Below are 23,233 nucleotides of genomic sequence, written 5' to 3'. Positions count from 1 at the left end.
CCATCATGACCATCTTAAAGCTGTCTCTCGAAGAGTGCTCAATACGTCTCGATACTCCATTCGATCCTCCTGAGTCTTCCGTCAGCGACCAAGAGTTTGAGGAGGAGTATTATCGACTCTTCGACACTCTCGAGGGGTTCCTCGCTGCTCATGGAAAGAACGATGCCTATGGACAAGGCGACTACTATCTTGAACCAAACGTCATGCGCTCACGTGGCATGGGATTTGAAGTCGCCAACTCAGCTATCGTGACAATGGATTTTTTGCACGGCTTGCAAAAGCTTGTATCTGAGCGTGCCCCTGCATGGGAGATCTACTTTCGTTCGGACAACTTTGACTATGACGTCTTTATCAATCCTTCAGAGGTGAGGATCTACCGCGACAGCCCTGACTTACTGCCACAAGTAGGAAACAACAGTGCTTGAAACTCCCTTGTTCCAAGCGCGTTTCCATCAAGGTCACGCAAAGCTCAGCGCCTCCACGGCCGTCTCCATGTGGACCATGGCCCCGTAGCAGCCCAGGCCCGCCTTTGCCCCCAGCCCGAGGAGGTGACGCATTTTGCGCTTCAGGCGCCAGAAAAAGGAGCGGCGGATGGTGCGGTGAATGGCAAACTTCCTCACATAGTTGGTCACCGTCCAGTGCGTGGTCAGTCCGTCCGGGAAAAGCGCCGTGTCGCCGACGCGCAGCGTGTGGACCTTGCGCTCCGGAGTCTGCTCCTCGATCACCACCTCCCCCTCCAGGATCTGTATAATCTCGTCCAGCCCAAACACCCACTTGAACTTGCCCGCGCTGCATTCCCAGACTGCGCATGAAAGCGTCTGGTCAGGCGCGATCGCCAGCGTGGTGGCCCGGGCGATGGGGTTTCCCTCCAGAATCCAGTCGGGGTTGATGGGCGAAGGCTGGAGATCTTGATTCAAAATCGAGCCCGTCTGGATGCGCGCCGAGTCGCTGGACAGTCGGCGGGCGGCAGAGCTGGCGGAGTTGCTGTCAATGAATCCGAGGGGGGATTTGAATGCATTTTCCATATTTTCTGTCTTTATAATCAATAGCCAAATTGCCTATTGTCGAGAAAACTTGTGTAGCGAAATTCTGACACACCCAATGGGCTATATCTTTATTCGCGTTAAAGCATGCCCTAGGCACCGCCAGAGCACGCCGCTTTGCCCCCTGCCCCGCGCATGACTTGTGCGGTCCTCCAGTTGCAGCCCCTCCTTGCATCCCCGCAACCCACCGCTAAAGGAACTGGGTGCGTATCATTTCTGGCAGCGCGGGAGGGCTCGCTCTCGAAGTCCCCAAAACCGTCACACGGCCCACGCAGGACCGTGTGAGGCAGGCTGTGTTTTCGATGCTCGGGGAGCTCGTGCCCGGTGCCCATGTGCTGGATTTGTTTGCCGGCACAGGAGCTCTGGGCCTCGAATGCCTGAGCCGGGGCGCGGCCTCCGCCATGCTGGTGGACGAAAACAAAGGCGCCTGCGAAGTCATCCGCAGAAACATCGCCAAAACCCGCCTCACCGGTGCCACCGTGCGCCACAGCGATGTCTTCCGGCTGCTGCCCCTGCTGCAAAAGGATGGGAAGCAGTTTGACCTGATCTTTGCGGACCCGCCCTACACGCACAGCGACGAGGACACCGACTTCATCGCCAAACTCCTGGCCGAAGAGGCGCTGCCTGCGCTGCTGCATGCAGACAGCCACCTCATTCTGGAAAGTCACCACTTCAACCGCGAAACCAAACACTGGCCCGGATGGGAGGTGCTGACGGACCGCCACTACGGCTCCACCCGCATCGTCTGGCTGCGCAAAATCCCGCATGGCATCGAAAGCGCTTAGCCTCACCCTGTACAATCTACTGCTGCCGCTGGGGCTCGTGCTGATGCTTCCCGGCGCCATCATCAAGATGCGCCGCCGCAACGGCCGCTGGCAGGACCTTGCCCAGCGCCTCGGCTTCCTGCCGCGCGAGGTCAGGACCGCCATCGATGCCCTGCCCCAGCGCGAGCGCTTCTGGGTGCATGCCGTGAGCGTGGGAGAGGTGGGCGTGGCCAAAAAGCTCATCAGCCGCCTGCTCAAAACGGACGCACATCTTGGAATCGTCCTCAGCACCACCACCCCGACCGGCTACGCGCTGGCCGCAGAGCTGGCGGCGCAGCACGCCGGGCGCATGGTGGCCATCTACAGCCCCATCGACCTGCCCGGTGTCGGCAGGCTCATGCTGGAGAGCATCCAGCCCACGCAGCTCGTGCTCGTGGAGGCCGAGGTGTGGCCCAACCTGACCGCCAGCGCCACCCGCCTGGGCATTCCCGTTTCCCTCGTCAATGCGCGCCTCTCCCCGCGCAGCGCACGCCGTTACCAGAAGTTTCGCGCACTCATCGGCCCCGTCTTTGGCATGCTGAAGCAGGTGCTGGTGCAGGAGCCGGAAGATGTGGCACGCTGGCAGGGCTTTGGAGTCGGGGCAGGCCACATCCACCTCACCGGCAGCATCAAGTATGACCCCGAAGGCTCGGTCGTTCCTGCCATCAAAATCGAGGAACTGCATTCGGTGCGCGCTCTCGCCGGCATTGCCGAAGCACAGCCCACGCTGCTGGCCGCCAGCACCCATGCGGGTGAAGAAGTCGAACTCGCCCGCGTCTTCCTGCGCCTGCGCGCCCACATTCCCCAGCTCGCACTCCTCATCGTGCCACGGCATGTGGAGCGCCGTACCGAGATCTGCGCGGAGCTGCAAGGCATCGGCATCTCCCCTGCCCTGCGCAGCGTGCCCAACTCGCGCGTGGATGCCAGTGCGCCTGTCTTGCTGATCGACACCACGGGCGAACTCGCCGCGTGGCAGCATCTGGCGACGCTGGTGGTCGTGGGCAAAAGCTTCCTCGCGGAAGGCGGCCAAAACCCCGCCGAGGCCGCGCTGGCGCAGAAGCCCGTGCTTTTTGGGCCGCACATGGAGAACTTCACGCCGCTGGTGGACCTGCTGCTTAAGCACGGCGGCGCGCAGCAGGTGGCTGACTTCGCTGAGCTGGAGTCTGCCTGCCGCACCCTGCTGCAAAAAGCAGACAAAGCCGCCCTCATGGCCAAGGCAGGCCACGACGCCCTCAGAACCCACGAAGGCGCGACGATGCGCAGCGTGGAGCGGCTGCTCGGAAAGTAATCCGGAGCTTCAGCCCGTTTTGGGAGCGATCAGACCTCCCCGAACGAGCCAAAGCTCATCGCTGCTTTCTCAGCCCCACAGAGACTGCGGGTACTCGCCTGCATCCACCAGCGCACGGATGCTGGCCACCACCTCCGCCTTGTCTTCAGGATAGGTGACGCCGAACCACTTGCCCGTCGTCTCCAGCACACGCACGTCCGCCTTGCCAGCCGCGATCAGGGCATCCACCTGCGCAGGCACGTAGCACTCGGATTTCTGCTCGTGGCCGCGCTCCTTCAGGAAGGCGGTGAAGGCCGCGCGCAGATGCGCAAAGATGTCCGGCGTGAAGCCGAAGAAGTTCATGGAAACCACTTCCTCTCCCGTCAGCGGCACATAGGCGCCCTCCACCTCGCGGTTTTCCGCGCCGGTGTCGCATTTGAAAATCTTGGTCATCTCCAGCACCGTGCTCAGCATGCCGTGGGAATCGCAGGTGCACACGCCGCGGGAGACACTGCCGTGGTCGGAAAGCGTGTTTTTCAAATAGAAGCCCACCATGGACCAGTGGCTCTTGCCATCCTGCGGGCGCGGCTGCACCAGATCTGCGGCGATCTTTTTGTACGCATCCTGGCCGTAGAAGTCGTCCGCATTGATCATGAGGAAGGGCTCGTTCACCACTTTCTCCGCGGAGAGCAGCGCGTGGGCGGTGCCCCAGGGCTTGGTGCGGCCCTCGGGCACGGTGAACCCGGAAGGCAGGTCGTTGATGTCCTGAAACGCGTACTCCACCTCGATGCGGCCGGCGTACTTGGAACCGATCTGCGTGCGGAAAAGCTCCTCAAAGTCGCGGCGGATGACAAAGACCACCTTGCCAAATCCGGCGCGGATCGCATCAAACACGGAGTAGTCCAGCACCACCTCCCCGGATGGCCCCATGGCGTCGAGTTGTTTGAGGCCGCCGTAACGGCTGCCCATGCCGGCAGCAAGGATGAGGAGTGTGGGTTTCATCAAATGAATGTGGAAATGGAGTGAGGGCGCGCATCTTTTCGTCGGGCGGCTGTCAGGTCAAGACGAAGTGCTGAGCTCAAGACACGCGCCGAACCTCCCAACAGAGCACTTGTGCTCTTCCGCCGTTTCGGCTTACATCCACAAAAACACATGCTTCAAGACATCACGAAACTTATTCAGCTTCAGGAACGTGACCAGCGCATTCGTGCCCTGCAAAAAGACCTCAAGGACATCCCGACGCTGCAAGCACGTGCCAAAATGCAGCTGGCTGGAGACCAGGCCGCCGTGGATGCCGCGAATCAGGCCGTGAAGGAGGTCGAGGTGAAGATCAAAAACATCCAGCTCGATGTCCAGACGCGCCAGAACAGCATCAAGCGCATGCAGGACCAGCAGTTCGAAACGCGCAAGAACGACGAATTCGCCGCCCTGGGTCATGAAATCAAACGCTACCAGGACGATGTGACCAAGCTGGAAGATGGCGAGCTGGAGCAGATGGAGGCGCTGGAAGCCGCCAAGTCAAAGCTGAAGGATGCCCAGGCCAAGCTGGCCGGCACACAGACCCGCGTGAACGAGGAGCTCAAGGCGCTCGATGAACGCGGCGTGGGCGTGAAAAAGCGCCTCGACGATCTCAACGCCGAACGCGCCACCATGGCCGCTCCCATCGATCCTGACGCGCTGGACCTCTACACACGCATCTTCAACAAAAAGGGAGACGCCGCCATCGTGCCCATGGAGAACTCCATGTGCGGCGGCTGCCACATGAAGGCCGTCGTCGGAGTCATCCAGTCCCTGAAGCAGTCCGAAAAGCTGACTCAGTGCGAGAGCTGCGGACGCATTCTCTATCTGGTGGAGTAACGCTGAAAGCGTGGCCGGGCACGGCTGCGCCCGGCACGAAAGGCATGCCCGGAGCTGAAGCAGGAGCGCGGCGCATTCGTCGCTGTCTTCATCTCCTGACTCCTTGACCGCAGCATCATTGAAAGGTCTTTTCTCCCACATGACCTTTGCCATCGAGTCCTTCCACTTTCACGTGCTGCCCATGCACACGCGGTTCCCGTTCAAGTACGGCATCGCCAGCATGAATGCGCTGCCTCATCTTTTCGTGACGGTGAACCTGGTGGTGGATGGCAAGGCGGTGAGCGGGCTCGCCAGCGAAGGCCTGCCGCCGAAGTGGTTCACCAAGAATCCGGACACTCCCTTCGAGCTGGATCTGGCCGAGATGATCGCCGTCATCCAAAACGCCTCGCGCATCGCACGCCTGGCCGCGGAAAAGCCCACGGGCTTCTTTGGCTGGTGGCAGAACCTGTACGCAGAGCAGAGCCAGTGGGCAAAGGTCAGGGAACAGCCCGCGCTGCTGGCCAATCTGGGCGTGAGCCTCATCGAGCGCTCCGTGCTCGACGGTCTGTGCAAAGCACTGGGTCAGCCCCTGCATGCCGTGCTGCGCTCCGATGTGCTTGGCATTGATCTCGGAGCCGTGCGCGAAGAGCTGTGCGGCATGCGTGTGGCCGATGCCATGGCCCCCGCGCCCCTGTCTCACGTCAGCGCACGCCACACCGTGGGCCTTGGAGACCCCCTCAGCGCCGCCGATGGCGCGCTGGATGATGGCCTGCCCTACACGCTGGAGGAAAACATCCGCGCGTACGGCCTGCGCTATTTCAAGATCAAGGTCTGCGGCAAACCCGACCAGGACCTGCCACGCTTGCGCGAGATCACCCGCGTCATCACTGCCAACTGCCCCTCCGGCTTCCACGCCACGCTGGATGGCAACGAGCAGTTCTACGATCTGGCCTCCTTCCGCGACTTCTACGCCACGCTGCGGGCAGATGCCGCACTGGCGCCGCTGTTTCAGAACCTCATCCTCATCGAGCAGCCGCTGCACCGCTCCCAGGCGCTAAACGAAGATGTCGCCGCCACGCTCAGCACCTGGACCGAAGGCCCGGGGATGATCATTGATGAAAGCGACGCCTCCCTGGCCGATCTGCCTCGTGCGCTGGATCTCGGCTATCGCGGCACCAGCCACAAAAACTGCAAAGGCGTCGTCAAAGGCCTGGCCAATGCCGCGCTGCTCAAAAAGCGCAGCCCCGCCATTCGTGGCGGCCCCATCCTCAGCGGCGAAGACCTCGCCAACGTCGGCCCCGTGGCCCTGCTGCAGGATCTCAGCGTCATGGCCCTGCTCGGAGTGACGCACGTGGAGCGCAACGGCCACCACTACTTCCGCGGCCTCAGCATGCACTCCGCCGCCACGCAGGAGGCCGTGCTCGCCACCCACGCCGGCCTCTACCGCCGCCATCCCGCAGGCTTTCCCACGCTCCAGATCGAGAACGGCAGGCTCGATGTTTCCACCGTCAACTCAGCCCCCTTCGGCTGCGGCATCGCCTTGGATGTGTCCCCGTTCGAACCGCTCAACACCTGGATCAAACGCGGCGGTATGGGCGAGTTGTAAGTCTGGAGGCAGAAGCACCGGCCTGTCTGCAAACTTGCTTCAGCAATGGCCGGCACTCAATCCTGCCTGTGCTCAGACGCGCTATCCTGGCTCACTTTCCAGCTCAAGAAAATCCGGACTGGCTTCCTCCGCTGCAGCAAAATAGTCCTTCAGGTGGCGGCGGTCCGCCTCCATATGGCAGCCGCGCCCCAGCAACTGAAGCAGACGCAGACGCACAGTCTGCCACAAGCTCACCGGCACCGGCAGAATGGGAATGCCGGCATTTTTCACGACGCCCACAGCACGGTCATCCCACAAGGCGAGCATCTTGTGGTCTTTGCGGTTGGTGATTTCAAGCTGCGGCAGTCCATGCCGGATGCACCACTGATGAATCCTGTCCTCATCCTGAAGGTTGCCAGCACGCGCTGTGAATATTTTGACCGTCCGGCCTGTTTTGATCCAATACTTCACCCGCTTGAGCATAGGCGAAACGGGAACGCCGATGTGATGAGAGGGTGCGGCGGGGTCAGACCTGGCCAGCGTGCCGTCCAGGTCCACACCTATCCAGCCCCTTCTGGGATAATTGGGATGTTGCAGCAACTCCTGGTCAAGCCTTTGAATATTCAGCATTGCTTATACGATAACCCACTATACCCACCCCCATGTGATGAATCTTGATTCATTTGCTGCAGCCGGATGTTAGGTTTGTCGCAACCGTGCGTCACAGCCACGTGTTGCGGGCAGAATGGCCCCGGCCGCTATGCCTCAGCAGCCTGGCTTGCGGGTGCCACAGCAAACACAAAGCGGTGTATCCCCGCCAGATCCGCCGCCGTGCTGGCATTCAGATAGCCCAGCTCCGTGCATCTCGCCGCCACCGGCGCGCCTTGATCATGCCCCACTTCCAGAGCGATGAGCGCACCGGCATTCAGATGCGGCAGAGCCTCATTGAGAAAACGCTCCACGATGCGAAGGCCATCGGGGCCGCCATCAAGTGCGAGGATGGGATCTCGCTGCACCTCGGCACTGAGCGTGGGGATCTCGGCGGTGGGGATGTAGGGCAGATTGGCGGCGACGAGATCAAAACTGCCGGTGATCTTTTCAAAGAGATCGCTGCGCAGAAACTTCACGTTGCAGCCCAGGCGCGAGGCATTGAGCCGGGCGAGGTCCAGCGCGTCTTCGCTGATGTCTGCCAGCACCACCTCGCTCAGCGGCCAGGCTTTGGCGAGGCTGAGGCCGATGCAGCCTGAGCCGGTGGCCATGTCCAGCACACGCGCGGGCGCGGCGGGGCATTTTTTGAGGATGAGTTCCACCAGCGTCTCCGTCTCGGGGCGCGGGATCAGGGCGCGGTGGTCGCTGACAAATTCATGGCCGCAAAACTCCACCGTGCCGAGCAGATGCTGCAGCGGCTCCCCTTCCCCGCGACGGCGCAGGAGATCGCGCAGCTTGACCAGTTCGGTCTCAGGCACAGACTCGCCAAAGCGCAGATAAAGGTCGAGCCGGCGGCATCCCAGGACATGCGCCAGCAGGTGCTCCATGTTCAGCCGGGCCTCCTCGATCTTGCGCTTCTCCAGGTAGGCGGTGCCGGACTGGACGATTTCGAGGATGAGCTTCATGGAGAGGGTGTGGAACGGATGCGCTGGCACAAACGGCACAGGCCGCCGCGCTGCGCACTAATCAAGACGCCACGGCCTCGATCAAGCCGGATTCCGTGATGATTTGCGGCACCCGCTGGTCATGGGCCTCACACGGGATGTCTTCGATGATCTGCGCCTCAAACGCCACGGCGAGACGTCTCGCACGGCACTGCGACTGCGCCAGCAGACGGTCGTAATAACCGCCGCCACGCCCCAGACGCGCGCCCGTGCGCGTGAAGGCCAGACCGGGCACCAGAATGACATCCAGCTCCGCCACCGGCACCGGAGCGCAGTGCACCTGCGGCTCCCACACATTCATCGTGCCACGTTTCAGATCATCGACCGAGTGCACCACACGAGGCTGCAGCTCGTGTTTCTCGATATGGAAGAAGCACACGCGCACGCCGCGCTCCAGCAAACGGGGCAGCAGATGCGTCACGAGGTCAGGCTCATTGCGCAGCCCGCCAAAGAGCGCCCAGGTCTGCGCTGCGGCACCGCTCCCGCAGTGTGTGAGGATGTGTGCGGCGATCTTCGCACTCGCGGCGTCACGCATCTCCTCGTCCAGCGCCCGCAGGCGTTCGCGCAGGGTCTGGCGCAGCATGGCTTTGTCTTGCATGGCTGGGGTAAATGGATGCGCTGTGGCTCGCGGGAGCGCTGATCGACAGACAGGAGTGTCTGTCGCACCTTAAAGAAGCTCGGGCTTCTGCAGCAGCTCGGCCACGCGCTTGAGCAGGCGCCCGGCACCGCCGCCATCCAGCACGCGGTGGTCAAAGCTCAGCGTCAGCTCGGCTTCGGTCACGGGGATGAACTGGTTCACCTCCTCGCTCCAGTGCGGCACCTTGCTGCCAGCACCGAGGCCCAGCACGAGGTTCTGCTCCGGCAGCGGGATAGGGGTGGCCCACACGATGCCAAAGGTGCCGAAGTTGGTCACCGTGGCGATGCCGGGGCGTTTCACGTCATTGGGCAGGCGGCGGGCGCGTGCCTGCTCCACCAGCTTGTTGTAGGTGGGCACCAGCTTGATGAGCGGGGTCTTCTCCACCTCGCGCAGCGTTGGCACCATCACACCGTCTTCCACCTCCACAGCGAAGCCGATGTCGATGGCCAGCGGGTGCACGATGCGGTTGCCCACCAGACGCCCGGCAAACGCGGTGTTTTCAGAGAGGGCGATGGCCAGCGCGCGGATGACATAAAGCGCGGGGCCGGGCTTGGGGTCGGCTTTTCTGCGGTGTGCCAGCATGGCGTCCAGCATGATGGGGCTGCCCACGGTGGCGAGCGGGCGCGTCCAACTGCGGCGCATGGAGTCCGCCACAGCGATGCGCATGGGGGAGGCAGGCGTCATGCGGTGCTGCTCCAGCCCGCGCAGGAAGGACTCAAAGTCCTCCACCGTCACACGGCCGCCAGCTCCCGTGCCGGGCACGCCGGCGAGGTCGGACGAGTTAAGCCCCAGCTCAGCCATGCGGGCCCGCATGCGCGGCGAAATGTAGGAGGCTCCGGCGGCACCCGCAGGCACCGGCAGGCCGCCCACCACCGGCTCCACGGTGGGCTGGCGGGTGGAGATGACGTCGTTGTCGCTGATCTTGAAGTGAAGGTTTTCCACCTCATCGGAGCCTCCGCCTGAGCGGTCGTGGCTGGGGGCTTCGGCCTTGGCAGACGGCTCGTCGCTGAGGCCCAGCAGCTGGGCGTCCTCGGCGCTGATCTCAAAGGCCGCCAGCGTCGAGCCAACGGCATAGCTGGTCTTTGGCGTGGCCACGATCTGGCCCACCTTGCCGGCACACGGGGCCGTCACGGCCATGGTGGCCTTGTTGGTCTCGACTTCAAAGAGATCGCAGCCGGCCTCGACCACCCGGCCAGGCTCGACCAAGATGCGAATGATGGTGGCTTCGGCGATGGACTCGCCAAGCTGAGGCATCAAAATGGGGATGGTACGCATGACAGGATGCTGAAAACGGAAAGCAGGAAGTTAATTGCGCAGCAGACGGCGGAGCGCCGCGGCAATGGTGGAGGTGGTGGGTCGATGCGACTTCCAGAGATTCGGATGGTATGGAATCGGAGTGTCCTTGGAGTTCAGCCGCATGGGCGGTGCGTCGAGCAGATGGAAACCGTCCGTGGTGACGCGGGCGATGATTTCCGCCGTGACTCCGCCCCAGGGGAAGGCCTCGCCCAAGGCCAGCAGACGCCCGGTCCGCGCGACGGAGGCGAGGATCGTGTCCGTGTCCATGGGCTTCACCGAACGGAGATCGACGACTTCGATCTGATAGCCGTCCAGCTGGAGTTCCTCGGCGGCACGCAGCGCCTCATGCACCATGGCGCTGTAGGTCACGATGGTGGCATGCCGCCCGGGGCGGGCGATGCGCGCCTTGCCGATGGGCAGCTCGCGATCCCCGATGCGCTCAGCCTTGAGGTGGTAGTAGAGGAACTTGTGCTCGCAAAAAATGACCGGGTCGTCCAGCTTCACGCTGTCCAGCAGCATCCAGTAGGCGTCTTCCACGGTGGCCGGAGTCACGATGACCAGCCCGGGGTAATGCGCGTAGAGGGCCTCCATGGACTGGCTGTGAAACGGGCCGCTGCCGGCCGTGCCACCGGAGGGCATGCGGATGGTGATGGGGCACGGCACGTTGGTGCGCCAGTAGAGAGTGGCAGCCTGGTTGACGATCTGATTGAAGCCGATGGAGGAGAAATCGGCAAACTGCATCTCAATGATGGGCCGTGCGCCCTCCACGGCTGCGCCTACCGCCATGCCCACCATCGCGTCCTCGCTGATGGGGGCGTCAAACACACGATTGGGAAACTCCTTGCTGAGGTTCTTCGTGGCCTTGAATGCGCCGCCGAAGGTGGCGATGTCCTGGCCGTAGAGGAAGACGGAGGGGTCGTCACGCAGAGCCTCATACTGGGCCTCACGAATGGCTTCGAGATAAGTGATGCTCATGCCTCGTGCTGTCCCTCCACCAGCTCAGCGCAAGACAGTGCCTGCCAGTTTTCTTTAAAGGGGTCAGGTGCGGGTTCTTTGGACACTTTGGAAACGGTTTGATCGACGTTACGACGCACTTCCTCATGCAGCTCACGCAGGTCTGAGGAGGACATCCAGCCATGGTCACGGGCGAAGTTTTCCGCCACCTGCAGGCAGTCACGCGCCGCAGCTGCCTGACGCTTGGTGTCAGGAATGTAGGAGGCGTCATCGTGCTCCCCGTGCCCCGAAAGGCGCAGCAGCGTACCCACGATCATCTGCGGGCCGCCTCCGGCGCGCGCCCTGGCAGCAGCCGCCCGGAAGGCCTTGAGACAGGAGGCGAGATCCGTGGCGTCCACCGTCACGCCCTCGACCCCATACCCTGCCGCACGATCCACCAGGTTTTCACACGCATACTGGCGGGTGTTGGGCGTGGAGTAGGCATACTGGTTGTTCGCGATGCTCACGATGATGGGCAGCTTTTCCACCGCCGCCATGTTCAGGCCTTCGTGAAAGGCACCCGTGGAGGTGCCGCCATCGCCAATGCTGGTGGCACCGATGCTGTCTGCCAGAGTGCCGGCCAGCCGACGGGCGAAAAGCCCCCCGGCCACCACTGAAAGCAGACTGCCCAGGTGGCTGATCATGGCCATGTGCCCTTCTTTCGGCCTGCCGCGGTGAATGTTGCCATCCCGGCCACGCATGGGGCCGGTGACCGCCCCCAGGTAAGTACGTACGGTATCGATGATGGGCTCACCAAAGGCGATGCGTCCGGCCTGGTCACGAATGAGCGGGCCATAGATGTCCCGGCCTTTGCGCAGCTGGATGCCCAGCGCCGCACTGAAGGCCTCCTGCCCTTTTCCCAGATATACCCCTCCTACGATGCGCCCACCTGCCCGGTAAAGCGAACCAAGCTTCTCCTCCAGCACTCTGGCGAGCAGCATGTGCTGGAAGGTAAGTAGAAATTGATCGCGAAAATCGGCCGTCAGGTCGATTTCAGCGCAGTTGATCGATGAAGCGAGTGCCACGAGGTATACTTGGTATCTACGGCAACAGTTTCGTCAATAGCGCGGCGGCAAGTAATCCGCTAGTCTGGCAGAAATTTCAGCGCACATGGCACTCGTCCCGCTATGCCTCTAAATGACTTTTTAAGATTTTAAGTGACAAATGCAGGACAATTTGAATAAAATATTTGAAATTATAATAATTGAGTGCATTTTTGATAAACATATCCTAAATTTTTAGAAAACCATGGAATCGCTCAACGCCACTGCTGCTGCTGATCCCGCTTTCTCAGGCTTCCAGCTGCAAAGCTACGGAAGCCTGCTGCTGCCGGACCATCCCATCCGCTTTGGGTTTCAGGTGGACATCGTTCCCGACAACTGCCCCACGAGCATTCTTTTTGGCCTTGTCAGCCGCGATCCAGTCAACGGCGGCCAGGCCGCCAGGACCAAGGGCTTCGCCGTGCGGGTGGACCTGGAAATGCGTGAAGTCTGGGACGCCCTGAACGGCAGCGGTCTTGTCGGCTGGGTGGAGCATCCCAAAGGTCTTGCAGGGTTCACCGATGAAGAACCCCTCCTCCTCGGATGGGAGATCGAATATCACGGCAGCGCCTTGATTCCCAAGCTCATCGTGGCAGACCAGCAGTGGCTCTACCCGGCCATCCAGTGCCCCAACCCCATCATCATGGAAACCGTGATCGGCTGGCAGGGCCAGTGGGACCGCGATCCCCGCAGCACCTTCCTGCACCCCGCCCTCTGGCGCGAGCAGCTCCCTGTGTTCCATACCCCGCAGCAGCCCGAGGCCATGGCGGCGTAGCGATGGCAGGCAGCTATCTCAAGCTCCGGCTTGAATCCCGCTGTTTTCCCCGTTACCAGACGGGCTCATGAAAAACACGGAAAGTCGCATCCTCATCACCGGCGGAGCCGGATTCATCGGCAGCGCCCTCGTCTGGGAGCTCAACCGCCGGGGCTGCGAAAACATCGTGGTATGCGACCGCCTCAGCACCGACGAGAAGTGGAAAAACCTCGTCCCGCTGAAATTTGCCGACTACATCGACGGCAACGACCTCCTGCACGCCGTGGTAAACAGCCCCGCCAAGCTGGGCCGCTTTGACCACATCCTGCACCTCGGGGCCTGCTCCGCCACCACCGAGCGGGACGCCGACTACCTCATGCGGAACAACTACGAGTTCACCAAGCAGCTCTGCCAGTGGTCGCTCGCCACCCAAGCCCGCTTTGTCTATGCCTCCTCCGCCGCCACCTACGGGGACGGAGCCCACGGCATGGACGACCAGATGCCCGACATCCACGCCCTGCGCCCGCTGAACATGTACGGGTACTCCAAGCACCTCTTTGACCTGCACGCCAAGCGCGAAGGCTGGCTGCCGCATATCGTAGGCCTCAAGTACTTCAACGTCTATGGCCCCAACGAAGACCACAAGGCCGACATGCGCAGCCTCGTGCACAAGGCCTGCGGCCAGATCCTCGCCACCGGAAAGGTGCAGCTCTTTAAATCCCACCGCCCCGACTACAAGCACGGCGAGCAGATGCGCGACTTCCTTTACGTGAAGGACGCCATCCGCATGACCCTCCACCTGGCCGAAACCCCGAGCGCCGGCGGCCTCTTCAACCTCGGCTCCGGCCAAGCTCACACCTGGATCGAACTCGCCACCGCCATCTTCACCGCCCTCGGCAAGGAGCCCAACATCGAGTTCATCGACATGCCCGAGCACCTGCAGTCGAAGTACCAGTACTACACCTGCGCCGACATCGCCAAACTCCGCGGGTCAGGGTTCCAGACGGAAATCACGCCGCTGGCCGAAGCGGTGCGGGATTACGTGCAGGGGTATCTGGTGCCGGATAAGCGATTGGGGGATGAGGTGGGGGCAGGGTGAAGTGACTCAACGACTTACGACCCAAGCAAAGCGATCCGAAACACGAGTCGTGAGAAAGCAACCAGAGCGCGATGCTTGGATTCGTTTCGAGGCATGGCGGAGCACCTGCTTCACCGTCACACTCTCAAAGTCCCTTCCATGTGCTGTTGTACTTACCGCAGCGACAATTCGTCTGCCAAACTTCTGGACCGAGCGCCCTTATCTCAAGCAAACCACCGCAGACGTGACAACAAATGGTCGTGACTCTGCCATCTCGCTTAAACTCGCCGAATGCATCGTCACACATCTTCATAATTAGACTTACCTCGTCCTCGGACATCTTGTTCATGTGGTAGATTAACTTGATGGCTGACGTTCAGGCTCAGTGTGCATGGCACAGGCTCCGAAATCAGGGATAGAATGTGAGGAGGCCATCATACACCATGAACACACTTGAGGGCAGTCGAATTCCTTCATGGCCTGATGGCTGAAAGCCGAAACTGGTCGGCATGAGCGGGAAGAATGTCCTCCAACTGCTCGGTAAAACGATGATACCAAGCAGCAACAGCCTCACAGCCTTTCGGTGACTCACACCACCAGCTGAACTCAAACGTCTGGCTAAAACTCTGCCTTCGAAAGCCGTAAGTAACTCCGTCGATACCGAAGCAGGATGCAGCATCAAATGCCGGCACCGAAAGCGAAGACAATTCCTCCAAGGCGGATGAGACCAAACCGGGCGGACATAGCGCATCTGCTCCGTAAGTCGTTGGCAGCTTAATAGTCAATCCACATGACTTCGCCTGATAGTCCGCAATGAAATCCCAACGCACCCGCCTCACCATGAAGGCCGCGTCCGGCTGCTGGAAAAGAGTCCAGCTCATCATCGGGCGAAACGAGGGCATGACGTAAAGCTGAAGAATAAAGTTCCGTGCATCCTGCGGCTGAAGGGACGGATAGCCGGAGGGATCGCAAAGCCATTCCACAGCTTGGCGCTCGTCCGGTCTCGTGTAGATCTGTTTCAGTTTTTCCAGCATGGGTCAACTTGGTAAGTGGCGTGGCGCACCTTGTCTGGCCGCACTCTTTTGGGTCCACACCCACTTGCGGCAATGCGGACATTTTTCATAGCGCTTATCTCCGAAGTTGACGGCCATCGGTGAAGGCTCGAAGTCGGTGCCACACTCTGGGCAGTGGCGGATGCCATAGAGGAGACGCCAGGGAAACGAGCGGCCCGTGGTATAGCGGGCGAGCAAGGCCAGCGCTCCCACCAAGAGCACCACCAGCCACAATCCCACGATCCCCCCCCAGGTCGTCCGGCCCAGGCCGCCCACATTCCACGCCATGAGGCTGATCGGAAAGTTCGCCGCCCAATGCGCGACCATGGCTCCGCCCAGCCCGAGCCATAGGCTGCGGCGCAATTGGGAAAGCGTGATGGCCGCGAAAGCGCTGTGAAACACGCAGGTCATCAGCCGCTCATTCACGTAGCCGCCAAACTGATAGAACGGCAGCTTGGCCAGAGCGGGCTGGTGGGACACACGCTCGGCGATGAACCACATCTCCCCCAGCGCAAAACCGAGTCCGATGGCGAGGGCGTAGCGGGTGAAATTCTCAGGCCGCACATCCCGCAGGATCGCTGGAATCAGCAGCACCAGCAGCTTCGCAGGCTCCTCCGTCAGCGGCGCGTACAGCGTCACCAGCCATTGATACGCCATGGACTTCCGCGTCAGCCATCCGGCCAGCCAGTGATCCAGCGGCAGGCGCACACAGTAGAAAGCCAGCGGCTGCAGCGGCAGACAGATCAACACCGCCGCCAGCAGCAGCCAGCCATTGGCAGGCTTGGGCAGCTTATGAATGAGCACGCCAAAAACCGCGATGGCGATCAGGTTGGTCAGAATGGCGGCGATGTAGATTCCGGGCATTTTGGATGTTTATTTGAGAAACTGACCGAGCCCAAGCTCAGCCACCACTGTCTGAGGGGCAAGAGCGACTGTGCCATCCGGCCCTCTCTCCGACTCACTCCAATATTCGACAACAGCTAGTTTGCATGCTAAACACCCCTCCCCATGTCTGCCACCACCAACCGTCTTGACGCCCGTTTTGCCCAGCTTCGTGCCCAGAAGAAGAAGGCCTTCGTCGCCTATGTCTGTGCGGGGGATCCCACGCTGGAGGCCACCATCGACATCGTGCTGGGGCTGGAGCGTGCCGGGGTGGACGTGGTGGAGCTGGGCGTGCCCTTCTCCGATCCGCTGGCGGACGGTATCGTGAACCAGATGGCGGCGGACCGCGCGCTGAAGGCCGGGGCATCCACGCCCAAGGTGCTGGAGATGATCCGCCAGCTGCGCACCAAGTCGCAGATCCCCCTGGTGCTTTTCACCTACCTGAACCCCGTCTATGCCTATGGCTACGAGCGCTTCCACATCGATGCCGCTGCAGCAGGAGCGGACGGCGTGCTGGTGCTGGACCTGCCGCCGGATGAGGCCGCGCAGAATGCCGAGCTGAAGCCCACGCCGGACCTGCGGCACATCCAGCTCATCGCCCCCACCTCCCCCGCGGACCGCATCGCCAGCATCGCAAAATCGGCGGAAGGGTTTGTTTATTACGTCAGCCGCCTCGGCGTCACCGGCGCGCAGGCGGAGATCGCCACAGGCATCGCCGAGCAGGTGGCGATGATCAAAGCCGCAACGGATGTGCCGGTGTGCGTGGGCTTTGGCGTGTCAAATCCCGCCCAGGCAGCCGAGATCGCCAGCAAAGCCGATGGCGTCGTGGTGGGCAGCGCCATCGTAAAACTCATTGAGCAAAACGGCGCCAGCGCCGACTGCGCCGCGAAGGTGGAAGCCTTCGTCAAACCTCTGGTGGACGCCGTCCACGCGCTCTGATCCGCCGCTTTTCCATTCCGTATTCCCCATTCCCAATCGCCTCCCGACCATGACTCTCACCTTCACCAAAATGAACGGCGCCGGCAATGACTTCGTCATGCTGGACAATCGCGACCTGAGCCTCAAGCTGACCAAGGAGCAGATCGAAAAGCTCTGTGACCGCCATCGCGGCATCGGTGCGGACGGCCTGCTCTGCGTGGAGCCCGCCACGGCGGACGGCGACTTCAAGATGCGCTACTACAATGCCGACGGCGGCGAAGCCGAGATGTGCGGCAACGGCGCGCGCTGCTTTGGCCGCTTCGTGAATCACCTGCATGGCGACAAGCTGACCAAGATCCGTTTTGAGACCCTGGCCGGCATCATATCCGCCGAGTTTGAGGGCAGCCAGGTGCGCATCAACATGAGCGCCCCGCACAATCTCAAGCTGTCCCAGCACCTGGAAGTGGCCGGCGCCGGACTGACCGTGCACAGCGTCAACACCGGCGTGCCGCATGCCGTGGTGATGGTGGACGACCTGGAAACCGTGCCCGTGCGCGAGTGGGGCGCCGCCCTGCGCTACCATGAAGCCTTCAAGCCCAAGGGAACAAACGCCAACTTCTCCAAAGTCGTGGCCCCAGGCAGCATCGCCATCCGCACGTATGAGCGCGGTGTGGAGGATGAGACCCTGGCCTGCGGCACCGGCATGGTGGCCTGCGCTCTGATCTATCACGAGCTGACCGGCGAGCCCGGCCCCATCAGCGTCCTCGTCAAAGGGGGCGACACCCTCAAGGTGGGCTTCGAAGAGCCCAACAAGAGCGAATACACCAATGTGACGCTCTTTGGACCCGCAGATTTCGTTTTCCAAGGCACAGTTCAACTCTAAGGTATCCGCCCTTTCCCCTTACCGCTCCCATGTTCGCAGGAACCCACACCGCCATCGTCACCCCTTTTCGCAACGGCCAGATTGACGAAGCCGCGCTCAAATCGCTGATCGACTTCCAGTTCGACAATGGTGTCACGGGCGTCGTGCCCTGCGGCACCACGGGCGAGTCCCCCACACTGGACCACGAAGAGCACTCCCGCGTGGTGAAGCTGACGGTCGAGTTTGCCAAGGGCCGCGGCGTGGTCATGGCAGGCACGGGCTCCAATTCCACCCGCGAGGCCATCGAGCTGACGCAGGAGGCCGAGGCCGCAGGTGCCACCGCCTCCCTGCAGGTCGCGCCTTATTACAACAAGCCCACCCCTGAGGGCCTGTATCAGCATTTCAAGGCCATCGCCGACAACACCAAGCTGCCGCTCATGCTTTACAGCATCCCCGGCCGCTGCGGCATCGAGATCGGTCTGGATGTGCTCGTGCGTCTGGCAGAAAACTGCCCTAACATCCGGTCCATCAAGGAAGCCGGTGGCAACCCCGAGCGCGTGAGCCAGATGAAGCAGCTCCTGCCTGCCGACTTTGAAATCATGTCCGGCGACGACGGCCTGACCCTGCCCTTCATGTCTGTGGGCGGCGTGGGCATCGTCAGCGTGGCCTCCAATCTGATTCCAAAGCCCATCAGCGAGATGGTGCAACTGGCGCTCAAGGGCGACTACGCCAGCGCGCTGAAGATTCACACCAAGTACTACCCGCTCTTTGCCGCCTTCCTGAAGCTGGCCACCAACCCCATCCCGATCAAGACCGCCATGGCCCTCGCCGGCCACTGCACCGACGAGCTGCGCCTGCCGCTCGTGGGCATGGAGAAGGAGAAAGTCGCCGAGCTGACCGCCACGCTGAAGAAGCTGGGGATCATCGGATAAGGCTTTACGACGGCAGCCTCTGCATGGGGGTCCGCACAGTCTTCTGTGTGGTTCGTGCTACCCAGCATTCGCTTCCACTCAAACCTCCGCTTGCCCTGCCAGCTCAAGCCTCCACTCAAACCTCCGCTTGCCCTGCCAGCTCAAGCCGTAAGGCATGCGCTAGAGTGGAGCACTGGATTCTGCACAGGGCTTCTTGGCTTGTGAATTATGGAGCTAGCGTGCTGCACAGAGGACTGTGCGGACCACTATGGGGGCAGCCATCAGTCCGTATCTGCCAGATACGGCTCGGCCAAGTGCAGCCACGGATGGATCACGCCATGGTCGGCGATCTCCTTGCCAAAGACCGTGCTCATGAAACGCGCACTCGGGATCATGCCCACACGCCCGAGGTCCAGCCGGTCGGCATCCCAGCAGGTGCCGATGGTGGGATCCTCATGGTGCACACCTTCCGTGTGCCAGATGCATGCCTGACGAAAGAGCTCGTAGTCCTCATCAGGCAGATCAAAAAAGCGGTCGCGAAAGGTGTCCGCAAAATCCGCCCCGCGTTTCCCGTGGCCGGGGTCCCAGCCCTCGTTCTCGCGACGGCTGTCGTGAAACAGCGCAAACAAGCGCACCACATGGATCTTGGCCCCCGTCTTCGCGGCAAGGATGCAGCCGTTGCGCTCCACCCGCCGCCAGTGGTCGGGCCCGTGTGCTGAATAGGGATCTCGGTGGTGCGGCACCTGGGCCACGGCCAGCCACAGGCGGTGAAAGTCGATGGAATCGGGCATGCGACATCTTTTACCAGCACACAGGCTTTGGGCGCCAGTCTAAATGACCAGCCTCGCTGCAGGCTGGACATGCAGCTGCGAATGCGCATCAGTAGTGCATGAAATTTCTGCGTCATCTGTGCCTTCCATTGCTGCTGGGGCTGTCCAGTTGCACCTACCTCGAAAAGAAGTTTGGCGGCTTTTCGTCCGGGTCCGATGATCCCGAGGACAAGCGCGTCGGCGAGGCCAAGGTGATCGGGGTGATCGAGCTGGTGAACCCGGAGCAGAACTACGTGCTCATCAATTGTGAGCACCGGGTGGACATCCCGGCAGGGACCGAGATCATCTCCCAAGGCCTCAATGGCACCGATGCAAAGCTCAAAGTAACCCCGGAGCGCAAAGGCAACTACATCACAGCAGACATCACCCAGGGCACGCCTCAGCTGCGCGATCTGGTGATCTATCAGATCAAACGCGACGCGCCTCCGCCGCCCCCAGTCGCGACTGCAGGAGGAGCCGTCGTTCCCATGACGCCCGTCATGCAGGCGGACGTGATTCCACCGCTGGACACACCTTTTCAGCCCATGGCCCCGATCAAGGCGGCCCCCACGCCTGTGCAGCCTCCGCTGCGGCAGCCGCAGCCCATGGTGCCGCAGCCCACCGCCCCACCCCAGGCAGAAGAACCTGCGGCGGACCTGAGCAAACTGCCGCCTGTGATCCGATGATCTCTGAAGACGAAGCGCTCGCACGTGTGCTGGCAGCAGTGAAGCCGCTTCCGGCTGAGACGCAGCCCCTCCAGGGCGCGCTGAATCGCTATGCCGCCCAGGAGGCGACCGCCACGGTGCCGATCCCTGCCTTTGATCAGTCTGCGATGGACGGCTATGCCGTGGTCGCGTCTGAGAGCTCGGAGTTGCAGCCCCTGCGTGTGACGGGTGAGCAGGCCGCCGGGCTGAATGCCGGACTGCACCTGAAAAAAGGCTGCGCCATACGCATTTTCACCGGGGCACCGGTTCCCACAGGAGCCGATGCCGTCATCATGCAGGAGGATGTGCGGCGCGAGGGCGACTTCATCGTCTGCACCGATCCTGTCACCGCAGGAGAAAACATCCGGCGTGCCGGGGAGGATCTTTGCCAGGGCCAGTTTGTGCTGCGCAAGGGAGAGCCGGTCACGCCCGGACGCATGGCTTTGCTGGCCTCTCAGGGCCTTGATCGCATCTCCGTGCATGCGATGCCACGCGTGGCGGTGCTTAGCACCGGGGACGAACTGGTCCCCCCTGGCGCGGGCCCGCTGCAGCCCGGGCAGATTTACAATACCAACGGCCTCATGCTGCACGGCATGCTGGCGCAGCTGGGCATACCCACCAGCACTCTGGCCCATTGCCGGGATGACTTGAGCAGCACCGCTGAAACTCTGCAGGACCTGCTGAAAAAGCACGAGGTCGTGCTGATCAGCGGTGGTGTGTCCGTCGGAGATCACGATCAGATCAAACCCGCGCTGAAAGGGCTCGGCATTGAGCCTGACGTGTGGCGTGTGAAGGTGAAGCCGGGCAAGCCATTCCTGTTTGCACAAGGCTCCTCTGCGTATGTCTTCGGCCTGCCGGGCAACCCGGTGTCATCCTTCGTCACATTCCTGCTCTTTGTGCGTCCTGCCCTGCTCAAAATGATGGGAGCAGCGGAGGACCGGCTCAGGCCACGCCTGCTCCCGGCCACCTGCGGAGCCGCGCTCTCAAACCCAGGCGACCGGCCCCACTATCTGCGCGGCACGCTCAGTCAGGGCCAGTTCATGCCGCTGGGCCTGCAGCAGAGCCACGCGCTGCTCTCCCTGAGCCGTGCTGATGCGCTGCTGCGGCTGGAGGCAGGGCAGCACCTGCAGGCGGGAGACGCCGCCAAAGTGTGGTTGCTGGATTGATTGGTTGCGCACTCCGCACGGCCATCCATTCTGCCCGCCATCCCATGGAACACGTTCTCGTCATCACCCGCCAGCTCTTCGATCAACTCGGCAGTTTTCAAGGCTTCCAAGCCGACGCCACACGGTATCTGCACGCGATGCTGGCCCCGGGAGCCAACCACTTCATGGAGCGCCCGTCCGCTGAAAAGGACCCCTCCCACAAGCAGCTCATCCCCTATGCCGTTTTTCATCATGAAGGCCGGTTTCTGAGCTACACGCGCGGCGGCAGCTCCGGCGAGAAGCGCCTCGTTGCCAAGCGCTCCATCGGCATCGGCGGCCACATCAATCCCGTGGATGCCGGCCAGGACGGGCTGGGTGAAACCATGTACTACAACGGCGTGGAGCGCGAGATGGCGGAAGAGCTCATCATCGGCGGCACGCACACGCAGAAGGTCATCGGACTGATCAATGATGACGCGACGGAAGTCGGCAGCGTGCACCTTGGCGTGGTGCATTTCTTTGACCTCAGCAGCGACGATGTGAAGTCGAATGAAGATGCCATTCAGGACCTGCGCTTTCACACGCTGGCGGAGCTGCATGCCATGCGCGAGCAGCTTGAAACCTGGTCACAGATCTGCGTCGATCACCTCTGGAGCGTTCAAAAATAATTGAAATTTACGCCTCCATAAGAAACGCTTGTTTGTTTAGGCAACGGGTGTTTCTCTTACTTTAATGGAAGAATCATCACTCAGCGCCGCAGCGACCCCCATCGCATCGCTGAACCAGCCCGCGCAGAGCAGCAGCTCTGCCGAGGACCGCATTCTGGTGGACAAAGCCCAGGCCGGAGACACGCATGCATTTGATGACCTCGTGCGCAAGTACACGCCCAAGCTTTACGGCTTGATCTATAACATGACCTCGAACCGCGAGGACACGGCGGACCTGCTGCAGGATGTGTTTGCCAAAGCCTACCGCTCCATCAAGCGCTTCATGGGCAAGTCATCGTTCTACACCTGGATCTACTCCATCGCGGTGAACATGACTTTGAACTTTCTCAAGAAGCGGGGAAGGCACCACAAGGTGAGTCTTGACGATGTAGATACAGGCATTGAGAACGACCCTGAGTTTATCCGCGTCACGACGGCCAACACGGGCACCTTGCGCGAAGTGACCATCCATGAACTTCAAAAAAGGTTGAACGCAGCCATGATGAAGCTGTCGGAAGATCACCGCACGGTGGTGACCTTGTACGATGTCCAGGGTCTCCAGCATGCCGAAATCAGCAAGATACTAGGAGTCTCGGAAGGGACTGTCAGATCACGACTGTTTTACGCACATCGCCTGCTCCAGACTTATCTTGAAGATTTCGTGAAATAAACTGTGCCATTACACTTTAAGAAGAAACACGATCCACAGCACGCCATGAGTGAGTTTGAAGACATCCAGCGGTTGATTCGATTGAAGCGCTTTGAGCAGCCTGAGGAAGATTTCACCGACAGCTTTTTGCGCCAGTTTCATCAGAGGCAGCGGGCAGAGATGCTGCAGCAGTCCTCCTTGGAACTTTTTTGGGAGCGTGTCGCCACGTGGTGGAGCAATCTTTTGGTGCCCAAATGGGGCATGGTGGCCGCAGCTGTGTCCGTATGCGCCATGAGTCTGTGGCTGATGTCCCATCCCGCAGAGAGCCCCACCGCAGCACTTTCCGCCAACCAGGAGAAGCCTTTTGTGCCCAAGCTCGATCTGAGTGATCTCTCCCTTGCACGCATGTCTCAGCATGATGACGCCGCTGTGGCCGACATGCTGATGCGCAAGCACCTGGAAGTGCGCCCCTCTCTCGAAGGAAATTTGCTGCCCGTGGACGGCTGGCAGCAGCCCTCGCTGAAAAACGCCATCCCCGCCATTCAGGCAGGGCAGGAAGGCATGCTGGGCAAGTAGCGCCCCACCAGCCAGCCGGGCTGTGAACCAGCCA

The 23,233-nt window shown here is 61.5% G+C and carries 26 protein-coding genes; 15 read left to right on the top strand and 11 right to left on the bottom strand.

Annotated features, from left to right (window positions below; translation table 11 throughout):
* Positions 1-5: 5 nt before the first annotated feature.
* The gene (locus ACFQDI_RS03090; RefSeq protein ID WP_377163294.1) at positions 6-425 is read left to right on the top strand and encodes a hypothetical protein; all 420 of its coding nucleotides are present in this window, start codon (positions 6-8) and stop codon (positions 423-425) included.
* Positions 426-458: 33 nt separating this feature from the next.
* Here ACFQDI_RS03090 and ACFQDI_RS03085 read toward each other — a convergent pair whose 3' ends face one another.
* Complete coding sequence (locus tag ACFQDI_RS03085; RefSeq protein ID WP_377163292.1) at positions 459-1,025, bottom strand: cupin domain-containing protein; 567 nt, start codon at positions 1,023-1,025, stop codon at positions 459-461.
* A gap of 221 nt (positions 1,026-1,246) precedes the next feature.
* On the opposite strand from ACFQDI_RS03085, the gene rsmD reads away from it, so the two are divergent.
* Together rsmD and ACFQDI_RS03075 are read left to right on the top strand one after the other, a co-directional pair.
* Entirely contained in the window at positions 1,247-1,828 is a 582-nt protein-coding gene (rsmD, locus tag ACFQDI_RS03080; protein ID WP_377163290.1) for a 16S rRNA (guanine(966)-N(2))-methyltransferase RsmD, read from the top strand.
* Entirely contained in the window at positions 1,809-3,134 is a 1,326-nt protein-coding gene (locus ACFQDI_RS03075) for a 3-deoxy-D-manno-octulosonic acid transferase (protein WP_377163288.1), read from the top strand. Before rsmD ends, ACFQDI_RS03075 begins: the two co-directional genes overlap by 20 nt.
* Positions 3,135-3,203: 69 nt before the next feature.
* Here ACFQDI_RS03075 and ACFQDI_RS03070 read toward each other — a convergent pair whose 3' ends face one another.
* Positions 3,204-4,115, bottom strand: a complete 912-nt coding sequence (locus ACFQDI_RS03070; RefSeq protein WP_377163286.1) for a nucleotidyltransferase family protein — start codon at positions 4,113-4,115, stop codon at positions 3,204-3,206.
* 150 nt (positions 4,116-4,265) lie between these two features.
* Between ACFQDI_RS03070 and ACFQDI_RS03065 the strand changes: the two genes are divergently transcribed.
* Both ACFQDI_RS03065 and ACFQDI_RS03060 read left to right on the top strand, forming a co-directional pair.
* Entirely contained in the window at positions 4,266-4,970 is a 705-nt protein-coding gene (locus ACFQDI_RS03065) for a zinc ribbon domain-containing protein (RefSeq protein WP_377163284.1), read from the top strand.
* 103 nt (positions 4,971-5,073) lie between these two features.
* Positions 5,074-6,555, top strand: coding sequence for a hypothetical protein (locus ACFQDI_RS03060; RefSeq protein WP_377163282.1), 1,482 nt, complete (start codon positions 5,074-5,076; stop codon positions 6,553-6,555).
* An 81-nt stretch (positions 6,556-6,636) separates the two neighbouring features.
* Here ACFQDI_RS03060 and ACFQDI_RS03055 read toward each other — a convergent pair whose 3' ends face one another.
* The 6 genes from ACFQDI_RS03055 to ACFQDI_RS03030 form a co-directional block, all read right to left on the bottom strand.
* On the bottom strand, positions 6,637-7,164 hold the full coding sequence (locus ACFQDI_RS03055) for a hypothetical protein (protein WP_377163280.1): 528 nt from the start codon (positions 7,162-7,164) through the stop codon (positions 6,637-6,639).
* Between the two features lie 128 nt (positions 7,165-7,292).
* The gene (prmC, locus tag ACFQDI_RS03050; RefSeq protein WP_377163278.1) at positions 7,293-8,147 is read right to left on the bottom strand and encodes a peptide chain release factor N(5)-glutamine methyltransferase; all 855 of its coding nucleotides are present in this window, start codon (positions 8,145-8,147) and stop codon (positions 7,293-7,295) included.
* Between the two features lie 61 nt (positions 8,148-8,208).
* Positions 8,209-8,784 (bottom strand): 5-formyltetrahydrofolate cyclo-ligase, encoded by a 576-nt coding sequence (locus tag ACFQDI_RS03045; protein ID WP_377163276.1) that lies wholly within the window; start codon positions 8,782-8,784, stop codon positions 8,209-8,211.
* A gap of 69 nt (positions 8,785-8,853) precedes the next feature.
* Positions 8,854-10,098, bottom strand: coding sequence for a 2-oxo acid dehydrogenase subunit E2 (locus ACFQDI_RS03040; RefSeq protein ID WP_377163274.1), 1,245 nt, complete (start codon positions 10,096-10,098; stop codon positions 8,854-8,856).
* A gap of 30 nt (positions 10,099-10,128) precedes the next feature.
* Positions 10,129-11,094, bottom strand: a complete 966-nt coding sequence (locus tag ACFQDI_RS03035; protein WP_377163272.1) for an alpha-ketoacid dehydrogenase subunit beta — start codon at positions 11,092-11,094, stop codon at positions 10,129-10,131.
* Positions 11,091-12,137 (bottom strand): thiamine pyrophosphate-dependent dehydrogenase E1 component subunit alpha, encoded by a 1,047-nt coding sequence (locus ACFQDI_RS03030; RefSeq protein WP_377163270.1) that lies wholly within the window; start codon positions 12,135-12,137, stop codon positions 11,091-11,093. Before ACFQDI_RS03030 ends, ACFQDI_RS03035 begins: the two co-directional genes overlap by 4 nt.
* Positions 12,138-12,360: 223 nt before the next feature.
* Between ACFQDI_RS03030 and ACFQDI_RS03025 the strand changes: the two genes are divergently transcribed.
* Positions 12,361-12,927: a hypothetical protein gene (locus ACFQDI_RS03025; protein ID WP_377163268.1), complete on the top strand. Its 567-nt coding sequence runs from the start codon at positions 12,361-12,363 to the stop codon at positions 12,925-12,927.
* Positions 12,928-12,994: 67 nt separating this feature from the next.
* A complete protein-coding gene (gene rfaD, locus ACFQDI_RS03020) occupies positions 12,995-14,005 on the top strand; it encodes an ADP-glyceromanno-heptose 6-epimerase (protein WP_377163266.1) in 1,011 nt (336 codons plus the stop codon).
* A gap of 452 nt (positions 14,006-14,457) precedes the next feature.
* Here the strand turns inward: rfaD and ACFQDI_RS03015 are convergent, their stop codons facing one another.
* Together ACFQDI_RS03015 and ACFQDI_RS03010 are read right to left on the bottom strand one after the other, a co-directional pair.
* Positions 14,458-15,018 carry a hypothetical protein gene (locus ACFQDI_RS03015; protein WP_377163264.1) on the bottom strand — a complete coding sequence of 187 codons (561 nt, stop codon included), beginning with the start codon at positions 15,016-15,018 and terminating at the stop codon, positions 14,458-14,460.
* A gap of 3 nt (positions 15,019-15,021) precedes the next feature.
* On the bottom strand, positions 15,022-15,900 hold the full coding sequence (locus ACFQDI_RS03010) for a hypothetical protein (RefSeq protein WP_377163262.1): 879 nt from the start codon (positions 15,898-15,900) through the stop codon (positions 15,022-15,024).
* 144 nt (positions 15,901-16,044) lie between these two features.
* Between ACFQDI_RS03010 and trpA the strand changes: the two genes are divergently transcribed.
* The 3 genes from trpA to dapA are packed head-to-tail and all read left to right on the top strand — an operon-like array spanning position 16,045 to position 18,630.
* Positions 16,045-16,857: a tryptophan synthase subunit alpha gene (gene trpA, locus ACFQDI_RS03005; RefSeq protein WP_377163260.1), complete on the top strand. Its 813-nt coding sequence runs from the start codon at positions 16,045-16,047 to the stop codon at positions 16,855-16,857.
* A 49-nt stretch (positions 16,858-16,906) separates the two neighbouring features.
* Positions 16,907-17,719, top strand: a complete 813-nt coding sequence (gene dapF / locus ACFQDI_RS03000) for a diaminopimelate epimerase (RefSeq protein WP_377163258.1) — start codon at positions 16,907-16,909, stop codon at positions 17,717-17,719.
* A gap of 29 nt (positions 17,720-17,748) precedes the next feature.
* Positions 17,749-18,630 carry a 4-hydroxy-tetrahydrodipicolinate synthase gene (dapA, locus tag ACFQDI_RS02995; protein ID WP_377163256.1) on the top strand — a complete coding sequence of 294 codons (882 nt, stop codon included), beginning with the start codon at positions 17,749-17,751 and terminating at the stop codon, positions 18,628-18,630.
* A gap of 260 nt (positions 18,631-18,890) precedes the next feature.
* Here the strand turns inward: dapA and ACFQDI_RS02990 are convergent, their stop codons facing one another.
* Complete coding sequence (locus tag ACFQDI_RS02990) at positions 18,891-19,400, bottom strand: HD domain-containing protein (RefSeq protein WP_377163254.1); 510 nt, start codon at positions 19,398-19,400, stop codon at positions 18,891-18,893.
* Between the two features lie 98 nt (positions 19,401-19,498).
* Between ACFQDI_RS02990 and ACFQDI_RS02985 the strand changes: the two genes are divergently transcribed.
* The 5 genes from ACFQDI_RS02985 to ACFQDI_RS02965 all read left to right on the top strand — a co-directional run bounded on the left by ACFQDI_RS02985 (position 19,499) and on the right by ACFQDI_RS02965 (position 23,199).
* The gene (locus ACFQDI_RS02985) at positions 19,499-20,104 is read left to right on the top strand and encodes a hypothetical protein (RefSeq protein ID WP_377163252.1); all 606 of its coding nucleotides are present in this window, start codon (positions 19,499-19,501) and stop codon (positions 20,102-20,104) included.
* Positions 20,101-21,288, top strand: coding sequence for a molybdopterin molybdotransferase MoeA (locus ACFQDI_RS02980; protein WP_377163250.1), 1,188 nt, complete (start codon positions 20,101-20,103; stop codon positions 21,286-21,288). Before ACFQDI_RS02985 ends, ACFQDI_RS02980 begins: the two co-directional genes overlap by 4 nt.
* A 44-nt stretch (positions 21,289-21,332) precedes the next feature.
* Positions 21,333-21,935, top strand: a complete 603-nt coding sequence (locus ACFQDI_RS02975) for a hypothetical protein (RefSeq protein WP_377163248.1) — start codon at positions 21,333-21,335, stop codon at positions 21,933-21,935.
* Positions 21,936-21,999: 64 nt separating this feature from the next.
* Positions 22,000-22,644, top strand: a complete 645-nt coding sequence (locus tag ACFQDI_RS02970) for a sigma-70 family RNA polymerase sigma factor (RefSeq protein WP_377163246.1) — start codon at positions 22,000-22,002, stop codon at positions 22,642-22,644.
* Between the two features lie 45 nt (positions 22,645-22,689).
* A complete protein-coding gene (locus tag ACFQDI_RS02965) occupies positions 22,690-23,199 on the top strand; it encodes a hypothetical protein (RefSeq protein WP_377163244.1) in 510 nt (169 codons plus the stop codon).
* The last annotated feature ends 34 nt before the right edge of the window (positions 23,200-23,233 follow it).

This window comes from Prosthecobacter fluviatilis (assembly GCF_042655725.1).
Classification (GTDB): domain Bacteria; phylum Verrucomicrobiota; class Verrucomicrobiia; order Verrucomicrobiales; family Verrucomicrobiaceae; genus Prosthecobacter; species Prosthecobacter fluviatilis.
This window is presented reverse-complemented; position numbering and strand designations above follow the sequence as displayed.

Coding starts and splice junctions, on each gene's coding strand:
- ACFQDI_RS02980 (WP_377163250.1), top strand. CDS start 20,101: ATGATCTCTGAAGACGAAGCGCTCGCACGTGTGCTGGCAGCAGTGAAG.
- dapA (WP_377163256.1), top strand. CDS start 17,749: ATGTTCGCAGGAACCCACACCGCCATCGTCACCCCTTTTCGCAACGGC.
- ACFQDI_RS02975 (WP_377163248.1), top strand. CDS start 21,333: ATGGAACACGTTCTCGTCATCACCCGCCAGCTCTTCGATCAACTCGGC.
- ACFQDI_RS02970 (WP_377163246.1), top strand. CDS start 22,000: ATGGAAGAATCATCACTCAGCGCCGCAGCGACCCCCATCGCATCGCTG.
- ACFQDI_RS03025 (WP_377163268.1), top strand. CDS start 12,361: ATGGAATCGCTCAACGCCACTGCTGCTGCTGATCCCGCTTTCTCAGGC.
- prmC (WP_377163278.1), bottom strand. CDS start 8,147: ATGAAGCTCATCCTCGAAATCGTCCAGTCCGGCACCGCCTACCTGGAG.
- ACFQDI_RS03055 (WP_377163280.1), bottom strand. CDS start 7,164: ATGCTGAATATTCAAAGGCTTGACCAGGAGTTGCTGCAACATCCCAAT.
- ACFQDI_RS02985 (WP_377163252.1), top strand. CDS start 19,499: ATGAAATTTCTGCGTCATCTGTGCCTTCCATTGCTGCTGGGGCTGTCC.
- ACFQDI_RS03045 (WP_377163276.1), bottom strand. CDS start 8,784: ATGCAAGACAAAGCCATGCTGCGCCAGACCCTGCGCGAACGCCTGCGG.
- dapF (WP_377163258.1), top strand. CDS start 16,907: ATGACTCTCACCTTCACCAAAATGAACGGCGCCGGCAATGACTTCGTC.
- ACFQDI_RS03085 (WP_377163292.1), bottom strand. CDS start 1,025: ATGGAAAATGCATTCAAATCCCCCCTCGGATTCATTGACAGCAACTCC.
- ACFQDI_RS03010 (WP_377163262.1), bottom strand. CDS start 15,900: ATGCCCGGAATCTACATCGCCGCCATTCTGACCAACCTGATCGCCATC.
- ACFQDI_RS03065 (WP_377163284.1), top strand. CDS start 4,266: ATGCTTCAAGACATCACGAAACTTATTCAGCTTCAGGAACGTGACCAG.
- ACFQDI_RS03015 (WP_377163264.1), bottom strand. CDS start 15,018: ATGCTGGAAAAACTGAAACAGATCTACACGAGACCGGACGAGCGCCAA.
- ACFQDI_RS03035 (WP_377163272.1), bottom strand. CDS start 11,094: ATGAGCATCACTTATCTCGAAGCCATTCGTGAGGCCCAGTATGAGGCT.
- ACFQDI_RS02965 (WP_377163244.1), top strand. CDS start 22,690: ATGAGTGAGTTTGAAGACATCCAGCGGTTGATTCGATTGAAGCGCTTT.
- ACFQDI_RS03070 (WP_377163286.1), bottom strand. CDS start 4,115: ATGAAACCCACACTCCTCATCCTTGCTGCCGGCATGGGCAGCCGTTAC.
- trpA (WP_377163260.1), top strand. CDS start 16,045: ATGTCTGCCACCACCAACCGTCTTGACGCCCGTTTTGCCCAGCTTCGT.
- ACFQDI_RS03040 (WP_377163274.1), bottom strand. CDS start 10,098: ATGCGTACCATCCCCATTTTGATGCCTCAGCTTGGCGAGTCCATCGCC.
- ACFQDI_RS03090 (WP_377163294.1), top strand. CDS start 6: ATGACCATCTTAAAGCTGTCTCTCGAAGAGTGCTCAATACGTCTCGAT.
- ACFQDI_RS02990 (WP_377163254.1), bottom strand. CDS start 19,400: ATGCCCGATTCCATCGACTTTCACCGCCTGTGGCTGGCCGTGGCCCAG.
- ACFQDI_RS03075 (WP_377163288.1), top strand. CDS start 1,809: ATGGCATCGAAAGCGCTTAGCCTCACCCTGTACAATCTACTGCTGCCG.
- rfaD (WP_377163266.1), top strand. CDS start 12,995: ATGAAAAACACGGAAAGTCGCATCCTCATCACCGGCGGAGCCGGATTC.